The organism is Burkholderia sp. MS455, assembly GCF_016899445.1.
Lineage (GTDB): Bacteria > Pseudomonadota > Gammaproteobacteria > Burkholderiales > Burkholderiaceae > Burkholderia > Burkholderia pyrrocinia_C.
Genome location: NZ_CP041779.1, coordinates 812,019 through 827,281 on the forward strand (window position 1 = coordinate 812,019; position 15,263 = coordinate 827,281).

12 protein-coding genes are annotated in these 15,263 nt (G+C 68.5%); 5 read left to right on the plus strand and 7 right to left on the minus strand.

Annotation, left to right across the window (positions count from 1 at the left end; genetic code table 11):
* Window positions 1–36 precede the first annotated feature (36 nt).
* From FPJ27_RS22910 to FPJ27_RS22930, 5 genes are all read right to left on the minus strand, one after another.
* Window positions 37–1,197: an MFS transporter gene (locus FPJ27_RS22910; protein ID WP_204425883.1), complete on the minus strand. Its 1,161-nt coding sequence runs from the start codon at window positions 1,195–1,197 to the stop codon at window positions 37–39.
* Window positions 1,198–1,288: 91 nt separating this feature from the next.
* On the minus strand, window positions 1,289–2,458 hold the full coding sequence (locus FPJ27_RS22915) for an MFS transporter (protein WP_072436222.1): 1,170 nt from the start codon (window positions 2,456–2,458) through the stop codon (window positions 1,289–1,291).
* 239 nt (window positions 2,459–2,697) lie between these two features.
* Window positions 2,698–3,489, minus strand: a complete 792-nt coding sequence (gene bluB / locus FPJ27_RS22920; protein ID WP_072436221.1) for a 5,6-dimethylbenzimidazole synthase — start codon at window positions 3,487–3,489, stop codon at window positions 2,698–2,700.
* Between the two features lie 181 nt (window positions 3,490–3,670).
* Window positions 3,671–4,669, minus strand: coding sequence for a 2-hydroxyacid dehydrogenase (locus FPJ27_RS22925; protein WP_204425884.1), 999 nt, complete (start codon window positions 4,667–4,669; stop codon window positions 3,671–3,673).
* A 30-nt stretch (window positions 4,670–4,699) separates the two neighbouring features.
* Window positions 4,700–5,683: a LysR family transcriptional regulator gene (locus FPJ27_RS22930; protein WP_204425885.1), complete on the minus strand. Its 984-nt coding sequence runs from the start codon at window positions 5,681–5,683 to the stop codon at window positions 4,700–4,702.
* 368 nt (window positions 5,684–6,051) lie between these two features.
* Here FPJ27_RS22930 and FPJ27_RS22935 point away from each other — a divergent pair, with 368 nt between their 5' ends.
* Together FPJ27_RS22935 and FPJ27_RS22940 are read left to right on the plus strand one after the other, a co-directional pair.
* Window positions 6,052–6,507, plus strand: coding sequence for a hypothetical protein (locus FPJ27_RS22935; RefSeq protein WP_204425886.1), 456 nt, complete (start codon window positions 6,052–6,054; stop codon window positions 6,505–6,507).
* Window positions 6,429–7,640 (plus strand): alanine--glyoxylate aminotransferase family protein, encoded by a 1,212-nt coding sequence (locus FPJ27_RS22940; RefSeq protein WP_072436218.1) that lies wholly within the window; start codon window positions 6,429–6,431, stop codon window positions 7,638–7,640. The genes FPJ27_RS22935 and FPJ27_RS22940 overlap by 79 nt, the downstream gene beginning before the upstream one ends.
* 56 nt (window positions 7,641–7,696) lie before the next feature.
* On the opposite strand, the gene FPJ27_RS22945 is transcribed toward FPJ27_RS22940, so the two are convergent.
* Window positions 7,697–8,629, minus strand: a complete 933-nt coding sequence (locus FPJ27_RS22945; protein WP_204425887.1) for an AraC family transcriptional regulator — start codon at window positions 8,627–8,629, stop codon at window positions 7,697–7,699.
* 135 nt (window positions 8,630–8,764) lie between these two features.
* Between FPJ27_RS22945 and FPJ27_RS22950 the strand changes: the two genes are divergently transcribed.
* On the plus strand, window positions 8,765–9,655 hold the full coding sequence (locus FPJ27_RS22950) for an EamA family transporter (protein WP_204425888.1): 891 nt from the start codon (window positions 8,765–8,767) through the stop codon (window positions 9,653–9,655).
* Window positions 9,656–9,775: 120 nt separating this feature from the next.
* Here FPJ27_RS22950 and FPJ27_RS22955 read toward each other — a convergent pair whose 3' ends face one another.
* Entirely contained in the window at window positions 9,776–10,990 is a 1,215-nt protein-coding gene (locus FPJ27_RS22955; RefSeq protein WP_175962516.1) for an MFS transporter, read from the minus strand.
* Window positions 10,991–11,329: 339 nt separating this feature from the next.
* Between FPJ27_RS22955 and xdhA the strand changes: the two genes are divergently transcribed.
* Both xdhA and xdhB read left to right on the plus strand, forming a co-directional pair.
* On the plus strand, window positions 11,330–12,889 hold the full coding sequence (xdhA, locus tag FPJ27_RS22960) for a xanthine dehydrogenase small subunit (protein ID WP_204425889.1): 1,560 nt from the start codon (window positions 11,330–11,332) through the stop codon (window positions 12,887–12,889).
* Between the two features lie 18 nt (window positions 12,890–12,907).
* Window positions 12,908–15,262, plus strand: coding sequence for a xanthine dehydrogenase molybdopterin binding subunit (xdhB, locus tag FPJ27_RS22965; RefSeq protein ID WP_204425890.1), 2,355 nt, complete (start codon window positions 12,908–12,910; stop codon window positions 15,260–15,262).
* The last annotated feature ends 1 nt before the right edge of the window (window position 15,263 follow it).

Consider the following 15,263-nt stretch of genomic DNA (forward strand, 5'->3'; position numbering starts at 1 on the left):
TGCGGGCCGTCGTCATTGTGTGGCGGCGCGTGCGTGTCAGACCGCGCGTTGCAACGCGGCGCGGCGCTCCCATAGTGCGGCCCCGACGAACGCCGCGACGCAGACGACCAGCACGCCGACCAGCGCGTTGCTGCCCAGTTGCTCCATCAATGCGCCCGCGACGAGCGGGCCGCCGAAGCTCGCGGCGCTCCACGACGCCGACACGAGCGAGCTCGCGGTGACGAGCGCCGCGCCGCGGAAGCGTTCGCCGCACGCGACGAGCGACAGCGTGTAGATGCTGCCGGCCGCCGCGCCGAGCACGAACAGCAGCGGCCAGCACAGCCACGGGTTCGCGATCACGAGCGGCAGCAGCGGCAGGCCCGCCAGCACGATCCAGCCCGCGCCGAGGTGCACGCGTTCGCGGCCGAGCTTGTCCGCGAGCCAGCCGATCGGGAACTGCATCGCGGTATCGCCGAACAGCATGATCGACGCGAGCAGCACGGCGGTCGCGCTCGCGACGCCGTGATCCATCGCGTAGAGCGGCAGCAGCGACAGCGCGAGCGTATCGAACAGCGCGAAGAACCCGGTGCCGATGATCAGCGCGGGCATGCGCGGCAGCACGTCGAGCCAGCGACCGTGAGCCTCGTGATGCGCGTCGTCGCCCGCGAGCGGCGCGCGCCGGATCGTCGCGAGCGTCGGCAGCGCGAGCAGGAACAGCGCGCCGCACAGTGCGAAGCGGATGCTCGTCGCGCCCGCGATCTGGCTGACGAGCACGGGGCCCGCCATCTGGAACAGCGTGAAATTGGTCGCGTAGATCGCGACGACGCGGCCGCGCGTCGAATCGTCGGCGAGCTGGTTGACCCACGCTTCGCCGATCGTGAACAGCAGCATCAGCGCGGCGCCGCACAGCACGCGCAGCACGCCCCACAGGATCAGGTTCGACGTGAACTGCATCAGCGCGGTGGCTGCCGCGAGCAGCACGACCGACGCGACGATCGCGCGGCGCGAGCCGATGTGCCGCGCGAGCGCGGTGACGAACGGAACGATCGCGAGGCCGCCGAGCGCCTGCGCGGCCGTCAGCATGCCGACGACGTTGGTGCCGTGTCCGGCTTCGGTCAGTGCGAGCGCGGTGAGCGGCAGCGTGGCGCCGGTCCCGAGGCCGACGACCGCGACGCTCAAAATGAGCGCGAGGAAATCACGATTGAGAATGGCTTTCATCGGCCGGGATGCTACACCGCGGACCTTGAAAGGTCCATGAAGGCCGTCAGGATCGAATGCGTTGCGCGCGCAACGAATGCGTGTCGGCGCGTTACACGTATTCAGTCGGCGCGGCCAGCGGGCGGCGTTCGAGCGACGCCGACCACAGCGTGAGCGCCAGCGCCGCGACGGCCATCGCGACGCCGACCCACGGCAGGTTCACGAGCGACACGCCGGAGCCGATCGCCATTCCGCCGAGCCACGCGCCCGTCGCATTGCCGAGGTTGAACGCGCCCTGGTTCAGCGTCGATGCGAGGTTCGGCGCGTCGCTCGCGCGATCGACGATCAGGATCTGCAGCGGCGGCACGATCGCGAACGCGAGGATGCCCCACACGAAGATCGTCGCGAGCGCGGCGAACGGCAAATGCATCGTGCCCGCGAACAGCGCGAGGACGAGGCCGATCAGCGCGAGCGTCGCGATCAGCGACGGCATCCGGCGCCAGTCGGCGAGCCTGCCGCCGAGCGTGCCGCCGACCGTCAGCCCGAGGCCGAACAGCAGCAGCACATAGGTGACCTGACGCGGCGAGAAGCCGGTCACGTCCTCGAGGATCGGCGTGATGTACGTGAACACGCTGAACAGGCTCGCGGACGCGAGCACGCTGATGCCGAGCACCATCAGCACCTGCGGGTGCTTCAGCACGCTGAATTCGCGCGTGATGCTGGTGTCGGGCATCGCGAGGTTCTTCGGCAGGCAGACCGCGAGCGCGGCGGCCGCGGCGATGCCGATGCCGGTGACGGCCCAGAACGTCGCGCGCCAGCCGAACGCCTGGCCGAGCGCGGTGCCGAGCGGCACGCCGAGCACGTTCGCGAGCGTGAGGCCCGTGAACATCAGCGCGATCGCCTGCGCGCGGCGGTTCGGCGCGACGAGGTTGCTCGCGACCACCGAGCCGATCCCGAAGAACGCGCCGTGGCAGAACGCGGTGACGACGCGCGCGGCCATCAGCACCGCATAGCCCGGTGCGATCGCGCAGAACAGGTTACCGGCGATGAACAGCCCGATCAGGCCCATCAGCGCGCGCTTGCGCGGCATCTTCGCGGTGACGATCGCGAGGATCGGCGCGCCGATCGTCACGCCGAGCGCATAGCCCGACACGAGCATCCCGGCGGCCGGAATCGACACGCCGAGGTCGCGCGCGACGTTGGGCAGCAGCCCCATGATCACGAATTCGGTGGTACCGATTCCAAATGCGGCGACGGCGAGGGCGAAAAGAGGCAAGGGCATCGCGGTAGGCTCGGGAAAAGCCGCTGCTCGGGTGGGCGCAGGATGCGCGGGGCGGGCGGCGGGAAGGCGAACGACAGCGCGATTCTACTTCAGTGAAAACCCTTATGCTTGGGGCCAAAACGGATGTTGCCGGCGTGCGACGGGGTAGCGGGCGGGAAGCTCACAATGTGGGATTTGGCGGCGGTTTGCGGCGTGCGAATTCGTCGGGGTCGGAGCGGTGGCGGCTACCGGGCCGCGCTTCAGGCGATGCGTTCGGGCGACCCGTCGGAGGGTGCGGCGGATCGAGCCGGTTCGGCGATGGTGTCCGGTGTGCGTGGCACGCTTGCGTCCGGTTCGGCGTTCGTGTCCGCAGGCGATGCACGCGATGCAGGCGATCCGGCGGCGTCGATCGAGGCCGGATCGTCCCAGCCGTTCTCGAACAGGCATGCTTCGATCGGCATTCGCGCGGCCCAGCGCTCCTGCTCGAGCATCGGCTTTGCATAGAACGCGTCGACGTGCCCGACGCACAGCACGGCGATCGGCTTCGCACCGGCGGGCATCCGCAGCAGCGTGCGCAGCGCATCGACGTCGAACAGCGACACCCAGCCCATCCCGAGCCCTTCCGCGCGCGCGGCGAGCCACATGTTCTGGATCGCGCACGCGGCGGACGCGAGGTCCATCTCCGGCAGCGTGCGGCGGCCGAACACGTGGTGTTCGCGGCCGTCGGCGAGCGCGACGACCAGCAGCTCGCCGCATTCGCGCACGCCTTCGACCTTCAGCCGCATGAATTCGTCCTGGCGCTCGCCGAGCGCGTCGGCGGTCGCGCGGCGCTCGGCCTCGACCAGCGCGTGGATCGCGGTGCGCAGCGCGGGATCGGTGATGCGGATGAAGCGCCACGGCTGCATGAAGCCGACGCTCGGCGCGTGGTGCGCCGCGCGCAGCAAGCGCGCGAGCACCGCTGGATCGACGGGCGCCGGCGTGAAATGGCGCATGTCGCGCCGTTCGAAAATGGCGCGGTAGACGGCGGCGATGTCGGAGTCGTCGAAACGCATGAGCGGCAAAAGCAGGGGATGACGTCGGCGCAACGATAGCAGACCGCGCGCGGGCCGCGTTACATCATTCGAAACAAAATGCGGAATTGTTGATGTAAAAGATCGTGTTTTCAGCGTTGATCAAAAGCAAACGATTGCGGTGGCGCCGGCAACCATGAAATGAGCCGGTTTCGTCGATTTCTCAGCGATTCGCCGTCACGAGGTTCTGCGGCGTGCCGGCATGCCACGCCTCGATGTTCAGCAATGTGGTGTGCGCGATCTCCGCCAACGCCTCGCGCGTGAAGAATGCCTGGTGCGACGTGACGATCACGTTCGGGAACGTCAGCAGGCGCGCGAGCACGTCGTCCTGCAGCGGCAGGTCGGAGTGATCCTCGAAGAAGAGCCCGCTTTCCTCCTCGTACACGTCGAGCCCGAGATGGCCGAGCTGGCCGCTCTTGAGCGCGTCGATCAGCGCCTGCGCATCGACGAGGCCGCCGCGGCCGGTGTTGATCAGCATCGCGCCGTGCTTCATCCGCGCGAGCGTCTGTTCGTTGATCAGATGGTGCGTCGACGGCAGCAGCGGACAGTGCAGGCTGACGATGTCGGCCTGGTGCAGCAACGCGTCGAGCTCGACATAGCGCGCACCGAACGCGATCAGCTCGTCGTTGTACGGCGGCACCGAGTGCGCGAGCACGTGCATCCCGAAGCCCATCATGATCTTCGCGAACACGCTGCCGATGACGCCGGTGCCGATCACGCCGACGGTCTTGCCGTGCAGGTCGAAGCCGAGCAGGCCGTTCAGCGAGAAGTCGCCTTCGCGGGTGCGCGCGACGGCGCGCGGCAGGCGGCGGTTGAGCGCGAGGATCAGCGCGACCGCATGCTCGGCGACCGCGTGCGGCGAATACGCGGGCACGCGCACGACCGCGATGCCGAGCCGCTCGGCGGCCGCCAGGTCGACGTGGTTGAAGCCCGCCGAGCGCAGCGCGATCAGGCGCGTGCCGCCGTCCGCCAGCCGTTCGAGCACGGCTGCGTCGACGGTGTCGTTGACGAACGGGCAGACGACGTCATAGCCGTGCGCGAGGATCGCGGTTTCCGCGTCGAGGTGCGACGGCTGGAAGTGCAGCCGATAGCCGAACTGCCGGTTGGCGGCGGTGAACGAATCGTCGTCGTACTGCCGGCTGCTGAACAGGATCACGCGCACGCTGCACCTCCGATGGCTGACGCGCGCAGTTTACTGCAGGCCCGTGACGATGTCGGAGCGGTCGGGGCCGCGCGACGGACGCAGGAAGCCGTAATCCTTCCGCTCGCGGGCCGTCTGCGCGCTGAAGTGGTCGAGCGCGTGCTCGACGAAGCTGCGCGTGCGGGCGGGCACGTACTGGCGGTTCGGATAGACGAGCGACAGTTGCGCATCCGGGTCGTCGATCCGGTAGCCGGGCAGCAGCCGCACGAGCGTGCCGCTGCTGAGCGCGTCGGCGACGCACGGCTCGGGCAGCACCGCGATGCCGGCGCCGGCAATGGCGGCCGCCTGCACGAGTGCGAGCTGGTTGAGCGTGCAGGCCGGGCGCACCGTGACCGAATGCGCGACGCCGTCGTGGCCGACCAGCTGCCACGCGGGCGCATGCTGGTGCGGCGCGAGCGTGACCCAGTCGTGGCCGGGCAGGTCGTCGGGCGCGCGCGGCTCGCCGCGCCGGTCGAGATAGGCAGGCGCCGCGCAGGCGACGAACGGGTTCGGCGCGAGCGCATGGCCGATCAGCGTCGGGTTGCCGTCGAGCCGGTTGCCCGTGACGATGCCGACGTCGTAGCCCGATTCGAGCACGTCGAGCGGCCCCTCGGCGACGGTCAGCTGCACGCGCAGCTCGGGGTAGCGGTGCCGGAAGCTGCTGACGAGCGGCGTCAGCGCGAGCGGCGACAGCAGGCCCGACGCGATGACGCGCAGCGTGCCGGCCGGTTCGCGCACGGCATGCGCGACGGACGACTCGAGGTGGTCGAATTCCTCTAGCAGCGCGCGGCAACCGTCGAGGTAGCGCACGCCGGCCTCGGTGAGCGACAGGTTGCGCGTGGTGCGGTGGATCAGCCGTGTGTTCAGGTGCCCCTCGAGCATCGCGATCGAACGCGTGACGAGCGCATTGGACACGCCGAGATGGTGCGCTGCGCGCCGGAAGCTCTGCTGCTCGGCGACGCAGACGAATACACGCATGGTCTGAATCTGGTTCATGGCTTGTGTATTTCTGGCCCGGTTGATTGATTATGGTTGTGATTTTTCGCCGCGCAACCTCGAAAATGCATCGCGCGGCACCCAGTTCTCCTTCGTATCGAAAAATCTGTTTTCGATTCCGCAGATGATTGTTAAATATAGTTGCGATATCCGTCAACCTGAGAAAACGGGCGGGTTGCGGAAAATCGAAATCGCGAGTACCGGTTAAAAGTCGGGCTGTCTCGTGTGCCTGCCGTTCAAAGGCGGCAGAGTATTGGAATATGCATCGTGTCGACGAATAATTCGTATGTTAATCAATTGGTTGTTCGTGATTCGATCAGGTTTGCTCCGGTGGTTTGGGGAATCGCGCCCCAATACATGCTGCAGTAATGGATGTTTTTACCCATGCGCAGATTTTGCGTATTGCATTCCGTTCGGCGATTTTTATCGAACATCCGGTCTATTCCGTTCGATACGCAAGTCGCGCTGAACCGTCGGCATCGATGAAACGCGGCGATATTGGCGGAGAAAATCGCGCGCATGGAACCGTTTCACAACCGGCCGGCAATGCCATTCCAATCCGGAACGCCGGCGCGCGATGCCTGGGCGGCCGGCTGGCCCGGTCCGGCGACCGGGCCACCGTCGCGCTGTCCGGCCGCGCGTGCCTCTTGCGCGAGGCCGCGGAACGCGGAATGATCGATCAGTTCGCCATGCAGTTGGGTTTGGCGGGCGTCCGTGTATTTCCCATCCTCACCTTTTGCCAGCCATGTCCATCGATTACTCGCCGATTCCCTGTCCCGTCGTCGTGCCGCTCGACGCGATCCTGCCCGAAGAACCGCTGCTGATGATGGGGGCCGGCCCGGTTCCGATCCCGGCCGCCGTCGCGAAGGCGAACACGATCGTGATCAACCACCTCGGCGCGACGATGGCGAAGATCATCGAGCAGGTGAAGGAGATGGCGCGCTACGTGTTCCAGACCCGCACGAAGTGGGTGCTCGGCGTCGCGGGCCCCGGCTCGGCCGCGATGGAAATGGCGATCTCGAACCTCGCCTGGCGCGGCACGCGCGTGCTGTCGATCCGCAACGGCTTCTTCAGCGCGCGGATGGCCGAGATGGCCACGCGCGTCGGCGCCGACGTCGCGACGCTCGAAGTGGCCGACCGCGCGGTCGCGAGCCTCGACGAGATCGCGGACGCGATCGCGCGCGAGCGGCCCGAGATCGTCACGATCGTGCAGGGCGAGACGTCGAACACCGTGTGGAACCGCGATCTGCGCGACATCGCTGCGCTCGCGAAGGCGGCCGGCGCGCTGGTCGTCGTCGACGCGGTGTGCACGCTGTCGACGATGCCGCTCGACATGGACGCGTGGGGCATCGACGCGGTGATCACCGGCGGCCAGAAGGGGCTGTCGTCGATCCCGGGCGTGTCGCTGATCGCGTTTTCCGACGCCGCGTGGGAGCGCATGAAGCATCGCCCCGAGCCGAACACGCACTGGTGCCTCGACATGGCGCTCGCGGAGAACTTCTGGCACAACGCCGGCTATCACTACACGGCGCCGGTGTCGGGCGTGCTCGCGCTGCACGAGGCGCTGCGGCTGGTTTGCGCGGAGACGCTCGAAAGCCGCTTCGCGCGCCACCTGCGCTGCTCGCTCGCGCTGCAGGCGGGTGTCGAGTCGATGGGGCTCAAGCTCTATGCGCCGAAGGACTGCCGGCTCAATTCGGTGGTCGGGATCGAGACGCCGGAAGGGCTCACGCCCGGGATGGTCTGCGGCCATATCTCGAAGCAGTACCAGGTCGAGATCTCGGGCTCGTTCGGGTTGCCGATCGTGCGGATCGGGCAGATGGGCGAGCAGTGCCGTGAACACAACCTGTTCCGCACGCTGCATGCGTTCGGCCGCACGATGGTCGACCTGAAGGTGCCGGTCGACCTGCCGGCCGGTGTCGCGGCGCTCGAACAGGAACTGTCGCAACGCGGCGTATAACGCCGCAGGGGGCAACCGGCCTCGGGGGCCGGCTGGCCGCGATCGGTCGATCGCGCTCAGCGGCCCTGCATCGCACGCCGGTACGTATTCGGCGTCGTGCCGTGCGCGTCGCGAAAGCGATGGCTGAAGTGGCCCGCGTTTGCGTATCCGCACTCGGCCGCGACCTGCGCGAGCGGTAGCGACGTCGTGCGCAGCAGTTCGCGCGCCCGCGCGAGCCGCTGCTCGGCGACCCACGCGTGCGGCGCGCGGCCGAACGACAGCCGGAACATCCGCGAGAAGTGGTATTCGGACAGCGCGGCGACGTCGGCCAGTTCGCCGAGCGTCAGCGGCTGCGTCAGGTACGTGTCGATGTAGTCGCGCACGCGGCGGCGCACGGCCGGCGCAAGCCCGCCGCGGAACGACGCGTCGGTACGCGTCGTGCTTTGCCCGCGCAGCAGCAGGCTCAGCACCTCGTGCGCGGTCTCGTTCACACGCAGCCGCTCGTCGGCATCGTCCCAGCCGTCCAGCGCGAGCGAGCGCAGCAGCGCGGCGACGCGCGCATCCTCGAAATAGGTGCGGTCGGCGAGCTTCAGCTCGCGCGGCTCGCGGTCGAGTTCGCGGATCGCGCGCTGCGTGAAGTGCTCGGGCAGGAAATAGAGATGGATGAAGTGCATCTCGCCGCGTACCCACCAGCGCGATTCGTGGTCGCCCGGCAGCGCGCACAGCAGGCTCGGCGCGCCGTAGCGCGGCACGCGTTCGCGCTCGGTCCGGTAGCCGCCGTCGAGGTAGCACGACAGCGTGTGGTGGCCGGGTTGCTCGTAGATCGTCTCGCTTTCGTCGGTGATTCGCGTCCATTCGGCGATCGCGAGATGGTCGCCGAGCCACGCGAAGCGCTCGAGCGTCGCGTTCGCGTCGGCGAGCGTGCGGCAGACCGACTGCAGGCCGAACGGCAAATCGCCGCCGGCCAGGGTGGCAGCGTCGACGGGCGGGGCGGAGAGGGAGAAGCTCATGGTGCGACGAGTATAAGCGGGCGCGCCGCACCGGGTGCGGCGGCCGGAAAAAGACCGCAATTCCGGACAATCGGTGCGCGCCGCGCGGCGGCATAGTCGGGATCCCGTTTCATCCGATTTCCGGACGTCGCCACCATGAACCTGTCGCTTTATTTCGTCACCGTGCTGATCTGGGGCACCACCTGGATCGCGATCAAGTGGCAACTCGGCTCCGTGCCGCCGCCCGTGTCGATCGCGTGGCGCTTCTGGCTCGCGGCCGCCGTGCTGTTCGCGCTGCTGCGCGTGATGCGCCGGCCGGTCCGGCCGCCGCGCGAAGCCTGGCGCTACCTCGTCGCGCAGGGCTTCGCGCTGTTCTGCCTGAATTTCCTGTGCTTCTACTACGCGGAGCAGGTCGTGCCGAGCGGGCTGGTCGCGGTGATTTTCTCGACCGCGCCGCTGCTGAACTCGATCAACGGCCGGCTGTTCATGGGCCGCCCGCTGCGGCCGTCGGCGATTGCCGGCGCGCTGCTCGGCCTGATCGGCATCGCGTGCCTGTTCTGGCAGCAGATGGCCGGCCATCTCGACGATCACGCGACCTGGATCGGGCTCGCGATCGCGTTCGCGGGCACGATGTGCTTCTCGGCCGGCAACCTGCTGTCGAGCCGGATGCAGTCGATGGGGCTGCACCCGCTCGCGACCAATGGCTGGGCGATGCTGATCGGCGCGGCGATCCTGACCGTCGGCAGCGCGGTGGCCGGGATGTCGTTCACGCTCGACATGAGCCCGCGTTATCTCGGCGCGCTCGTCTACCTCGCCGTGCCGGGCTCGGTGATCGGTTTCACCGCGTACCTGACCCTCGTCGGCCGGATCGGGCCGGAGCGCGCCGCGTACTGCACGGTGCTGTTCCCGATCGTCGCGCTGGCCGTGTCGACGGTGTTCGAGGGCTACCAGTGGTCGCCGCTCGCGGTGATCGGGCTGCTTCTGGTGGTGGCCGGCAATCTCGTCGCGTTCGACCTGACGCGCCGGCTGTTTCTCCGGACGGCCTGAGCGCGCCGGCCGTCGCAACGGTCTCCGCATAAGAAAACGCCTGCGCGATGCAGGCATTTTCTTTTTGAGGCTGCGGCGTCGCGACTTCAGCGACCGGCCGCTGTGCGGTGAGCAGCGTGATCAGGCGGCCGCGCCGCTCCCCGCCACACGCGCCTGCCGCTGGTACAGCATCATCGACAGCGCGACGCCCGCGGCGGCGGCCACCGCCGCGAACAGGAACACCTGCGGATAGCCGAACGCACCCGCGACATAACCGGCGAGCGGGCCCGTGATGCCGAGCGACAGATCAAGAAACACCGAGTACGCGGACAGCGCCGCGCCGCGGCTCGCGGGCGGCACGAGCGCGACGGCCTCGACGCCGAGCGCCGGGAAGATCAGCGCGAAGCCGAAGCCCGTCAGCGCGGCGCCGACGAGCGCGACGTGCGGCACCGGCGCGAGCCACAGCAGCACGAGGCCCGAGCATTCAAACGCGAACGACACGATCGCGACGCGGAAGCCGCCGTAGGTCTTGATCGTGTTCGCGAACAGCAGGCGCGCGCCGATGAACAGCGTGCCGAACACGGTCAGCGACAGCGCGGCGTTCGGCCAGTGGCGCGCCGCGTAGTACAGCGTGACGAAGGTCGCGATCGAGCCGAAGCCGGCCGAGCCGAGCGCGAGGCCGAGGCCGTGCGGCAGCACGCGCGTGAACACGCTCGCATACGACATCCGTTCGCCGTGCACGAGCGGCACGGAATCGATCAGGCGCGCGAGGTAGAAGCCGAGCGCGGCGAGCGCGATCACGATCACGCCGATCAGCGCCGGATTCAGCGTATGCGCGATCGCGACGCCGACCGGTGCGCCGAGCGCGAGCGCGCCGTAGGTCGCGATGCCATTCCACGAGATCACCTTCGCGTTGTGCGCGACGCCGACCCGGCCGATGCCCCACAGGATCGCGCCGGTGCCGCACAGGCTCTCGCCGACGCCGAGCACGAGCCGGCTTGCGACCAGCAGCACGAGGCTCGCGACCGGCCAGTGTGCGAGCAGCAGCGCGACCAGCAGCAGCACGCCCGACACGCCGCAGCCGACCAGCCCGCGCAGCACCGTCTGCTTCGGGCCGAGCGTATCGGCGAAGCGCCCGGCGAGCGGCCGCGACGCGAGCGTCGCGAAATACTGGACGCTGATCGCGCCGCCCGCGACGATCGCGGAAAAGCCGAGGTCGTCATGGACGAAGCCCGGCAGCACCGCGAGCGGCAGGCCGATGGTCAGGTAGCAGATGAACGTGAAGCAGACGACGGACACGATTTGCAGCGTGACCGCGAACCCGCTGCGTGCTGGTGTGGCGGAATCGGATGACATGGGGTCGGAACGAATGAGCGAAACGGAGCGTGACGGAACGGAAGACGGCGCAAAACGGAATCGGGATTTTCCCATGGAACCGGTTTTCACGCAGGTACCATTTAGTTAATCGCGACCCGTTTTCGCGCGCAACGGATCGGCGCCGGCACGCCGGGAAGGCCGTGCGGAAAAGGCGTCGGGCGGCCCCGGCGCTCATATCGCGGCAGTTATATGGGCCTCATGCGTGATGGGCTATGGGTTGCGAAATTTGATGGTGATAGCGTGCAAACTGTCAGAGAAACGTCGGTCGGGCGCTCCGCGCAGGCCGCTTTACCCCCCCATTTGAAGAATCATCGAGACATGAGTGAGCCGATCCGCTTCTACCATCGTCACGCGATCCGCGAGGTCAGCGGCGCGGACGTCACGCGCACCGTGCTGCAGTACCTGCGCGAGGACGCGCATTGCACCGGCACCAAGGAAGGCTGCGCGGAAGGCGACTGCGGCGCGTGCACGGTCGTCGTCGGCGAGCTGACCGACGCCGGCGCGGTCGAGTTCAAGGCCGTCAACGCATGCATCCAGTTCCTGCCGACGCTCGACGGCAAGGCGTTGCTGACGGTCGAGGATCTGCGCCAGCCGGACGGCTCGCTGCATCCGGTGCAGCAGGCGATGGTCGACTGCCATGGTTCGCAATGCGGGTTCTGCACGCCCGGCTTCGTGATGTCGATGTGGGCGCTGTACGAGAAGCATGGCCACGAAAGCTGCGGCAGCGCGTGCGCGAAGGCGAAGGACGTGCCGACGCGCACCGAGATCGCCGACGCGCTGACGGGCAACCTGTGCCGCTGCACCGGTTATCGCCCGATCGTCGATGCGGCAGTGCAGATGTTCGACGCGGCCGGCGAAGGTGCGCCGGCGCCGTCGGCACCGGTCGACACGGCCGCGCTCGCCCGCACGCTCGCGTCGCTCAGGCGCGACGACACGTTCGACTACGCGACGATCGACGGCGCGCGCTTCGCGGCGCCGCGCACGCTCGACGCGCTGGCCGCGCTGAAGGTCGAACGGCCCGACGCGCGGATCCTCGCGGGCAGCACCGACATCGGCCTGTGGGTCACGAAGCAGATGCGCCGGCTAGACGACCTGATCTACGTTGGCCAGATCGCCGAACTGCAGCGCGTCGCGGAGCGGGGCGACTGGATCGAGATCGGCGCGGGCGTGACGGTCGAGAACGCGTATGCGGCACTGGCCGGCACCTATCCGGAGCTGACCGAGATGTGGAAGCGCTTCGCGTCGCTGCCGATCCGCAACGCGGGCACGCTCGGCGGCAACGTCGCGAATGGCTCGCCGATCGGCGATACGATGCCCGGCCTGATCGCGCTCGGCGCGCGCGTCGTGCTGCGCGGCGGCGACACGGTGCGCGAGCTGCCGCTCGAGGCGCTCTACACGGGCTACCAGCAGAAGGACATGGCGCCGCACGAATTCGTCGTCGGCGTGAAGGTGCCGACCCGCACCGGCGCGCGCGAGAAGCTGCAGTTCCGCACGTACAAGCTGTCGAAGCGGTTCGACTCCGACATCTCGGCCGTCTGCGCGGCGTTCGCGTTCATCGCGGACGGCGACACGATCCGCGAGCCGCGCATCGCGTTCGGCGGGATGGCCGCGACGCCGAAGCGCGCAACGCACACCGAAGCCGTGCTCGACGGCGCGCTGTGGCACGAAGCCACCGCGCAGGCCGCGATGCAGGCGCTCGAGCGCGACTACCAGCCGCTGTCCGACATGCGCGCGACGAGCACGTATCGCCTCGATACCGCGAAGAACCTGATGCATCGCTTCTGGCTGGAGACGCGCCCGCACGACCCGCTGCCGCCGCAAGCCCTGAACGTGCGTGAAGTGGCCGCCGAAGCCGGCGCCGACGCGGCGCGCGTCTGAAGACGGAGAACACCGAAGATGAACCAGCAAGCAGAACCGTTCCTGAGCACCCTCGACCCGCAGGCCGACGCCGCGCAGGTGCACGTATCGCGCGCGCACGAATCCGCGCACCTGCACGTGAGCGGGCGTGCCACCTACACCGACGACATTCCGGTCGTCGCGGGCACGCTGCACGCGGCGCTCGGATTGTCGGCAAAGCCGCACGCGAAGATCGTGTCGATGAACTTCGACGCGGTGCGCGCGACGCCGGGCGTGGTCGCCGTGTTCACGGCCGACGACATCCCGGGCGTCAACGATTGCGGCCCGATCATCCACGACGACCCGGTGCTGGCCAAGGGCATCGTGCAGTTCGTCGGCCAGCCGATGTTCATCGTCGTCGCGACGTCGCATGAAACCGCACGGCTTGCCGCGCGCCGCGCGAAGGTCGAATACGAAGAGCTGCCCGCGATCCTGACCGCGCAGGAAGCACGCCAGGCCGAAACCTACGTGATCCCGCCGCTGAAGCTCGCGCGCGGCGACGCGGCCGCGCGCCTCGCCGCCGCGCCGCACCGCGAGTCGGGCGAAATGCTGCTCGGCGGCCAGGAGCAGTTCTACCTGGAAGGGCAGATCGCGTACGCGGTGCCGAAGGACGACGACGGGATGCACGTGTACTGCTCGACGCAGCACCCGAGCGAGATGCAGCACCTCGTCGCGCACGTGCTCGGCGTCGCGTCGCACAACGTGCTGGTCGAATGCCGCCGGATGGGCGGCGGGTTCGGCGGCAAGGAATCGCAGTCGGGCCTGTTCGCGTGCTGCGCGGCGCTCGCCGCGTGGAAGCTGCTGTGCCCGGTGAAGCTGCGTCCGGACCGCGACGACGACATGATGATCACCGGCAAGCGGCACGACTTCCATTACCGCTTCGACGTCGGCTACGACGACGACGGCCGCCTCGACGGCGTGGCGCTCGAGATGACGTCGCGCTGCGGTTTCTCGGCCGACCTGTCGGGCCCGGTGATGACGCGCGCGGTGTGCCACTTCGACAACGCGTACTGGCTGGGCGACGTCGACATCGCCGGCTACTGCGGCAAGACCAACACGCAGTCGAACACCGCGTTCCGCGGCTTCGGCGGCCCGCAGGGCGCGTTCGCGATCGAATACATCCTCGACGACGTCGCGCGCTCGCTCGACCGCGATCCGCTCGACGTCCGCTACGCGAACCTGTACGGCAAGACCGAGCGCAACGTGACGCCGTACGGGCAGACGGTCGAGGACAACGTGCTGCAGGAGCTGCTCGGCGAACTCGAGACGACGAGCGACTACCGCGCACGGCGCGCGGGCGTGCGCGCATTCAACGCGCGCAATACGGTGCTGAAGAAGGGCATCGCGCTCACGCCGGTGAAGTTCGGGATCGCGTTCAACGTCACGCACTTCAACCAGGCCGGCGCGCTGGTGCATATCTATACCGACGGCTCGGTGCTCGTGAACCACGGCGGCACGGAGATGGGGCAGGGGCTCAACACGAAGGTCGCGCAGGTCGTCGCGCACGAGCTCGGCATCCGCTTCGGCCGGATCCGCGTGACGGCGACCGACACGAGCAAGGTCGCGAACACGTCCGCGACGGCCGCGTCGACGGGCTCGGACCTGAACGGCAAGGCCGCGCAGGATGCGGCGCGCCAGTTGCGCGAGCGGCTCGCGGTGTTCGCGGCGAAGCAGTACGGCGACGGCAACGTCGATGCGGCCGACGTGAAGTTCGGCAACGACGTCGTATGGGTCGGCGGCCAGGGTGTGCCGTTCGGCGAAGTGGTCGCGAAAGCGTACCTTGCACGTGTGCAGTTGTGGTCCGACGGTTTCTACGCGACGCCGAAGCTGTACTGGGATCAGTCGAAGCTGCAGGGCCGGCCGTTCTACTACTACTCGTACGGCGCAGCCGTGTCGGAAGTCGTGATCGACACGCTGACGGGCGAGATGCGCACGCTGCGCGTCGATGCGCTGCACGACGTGGGCGCGTCGCTGAACCCGGCGCTCGACATCGGCCAGGTCGAAGGCGCGTTCATCCAGGGGATGGGCTGGCTGACGACCGAGGAGCTGTGGTGGAACCAGGGCGGCAAGCTGATGACGCATGCGCCGTCCACGTACAAGATCCCGACCGTGAACGACACGCCGCCCGAATTCAACGTGCGGCTGTTCGAGAACCGCAACGTCGAGGACAGCATCCACCGGTCGAAGGCCGTCGGCGAGCCGCCGCTGCTGCTGCCGTTCTCGGTGTTCTTCGCGGTGCGCGACGCGGTCGCGGCGGTCGGCGATTACAAGGTGAACCCGCCGCTCGACGCGCCGGCGACCGGCGAGTCGATCCTGCGCGCGGTGAATGCGGTGCGTGCGGCTCGGGCAGGCTGAC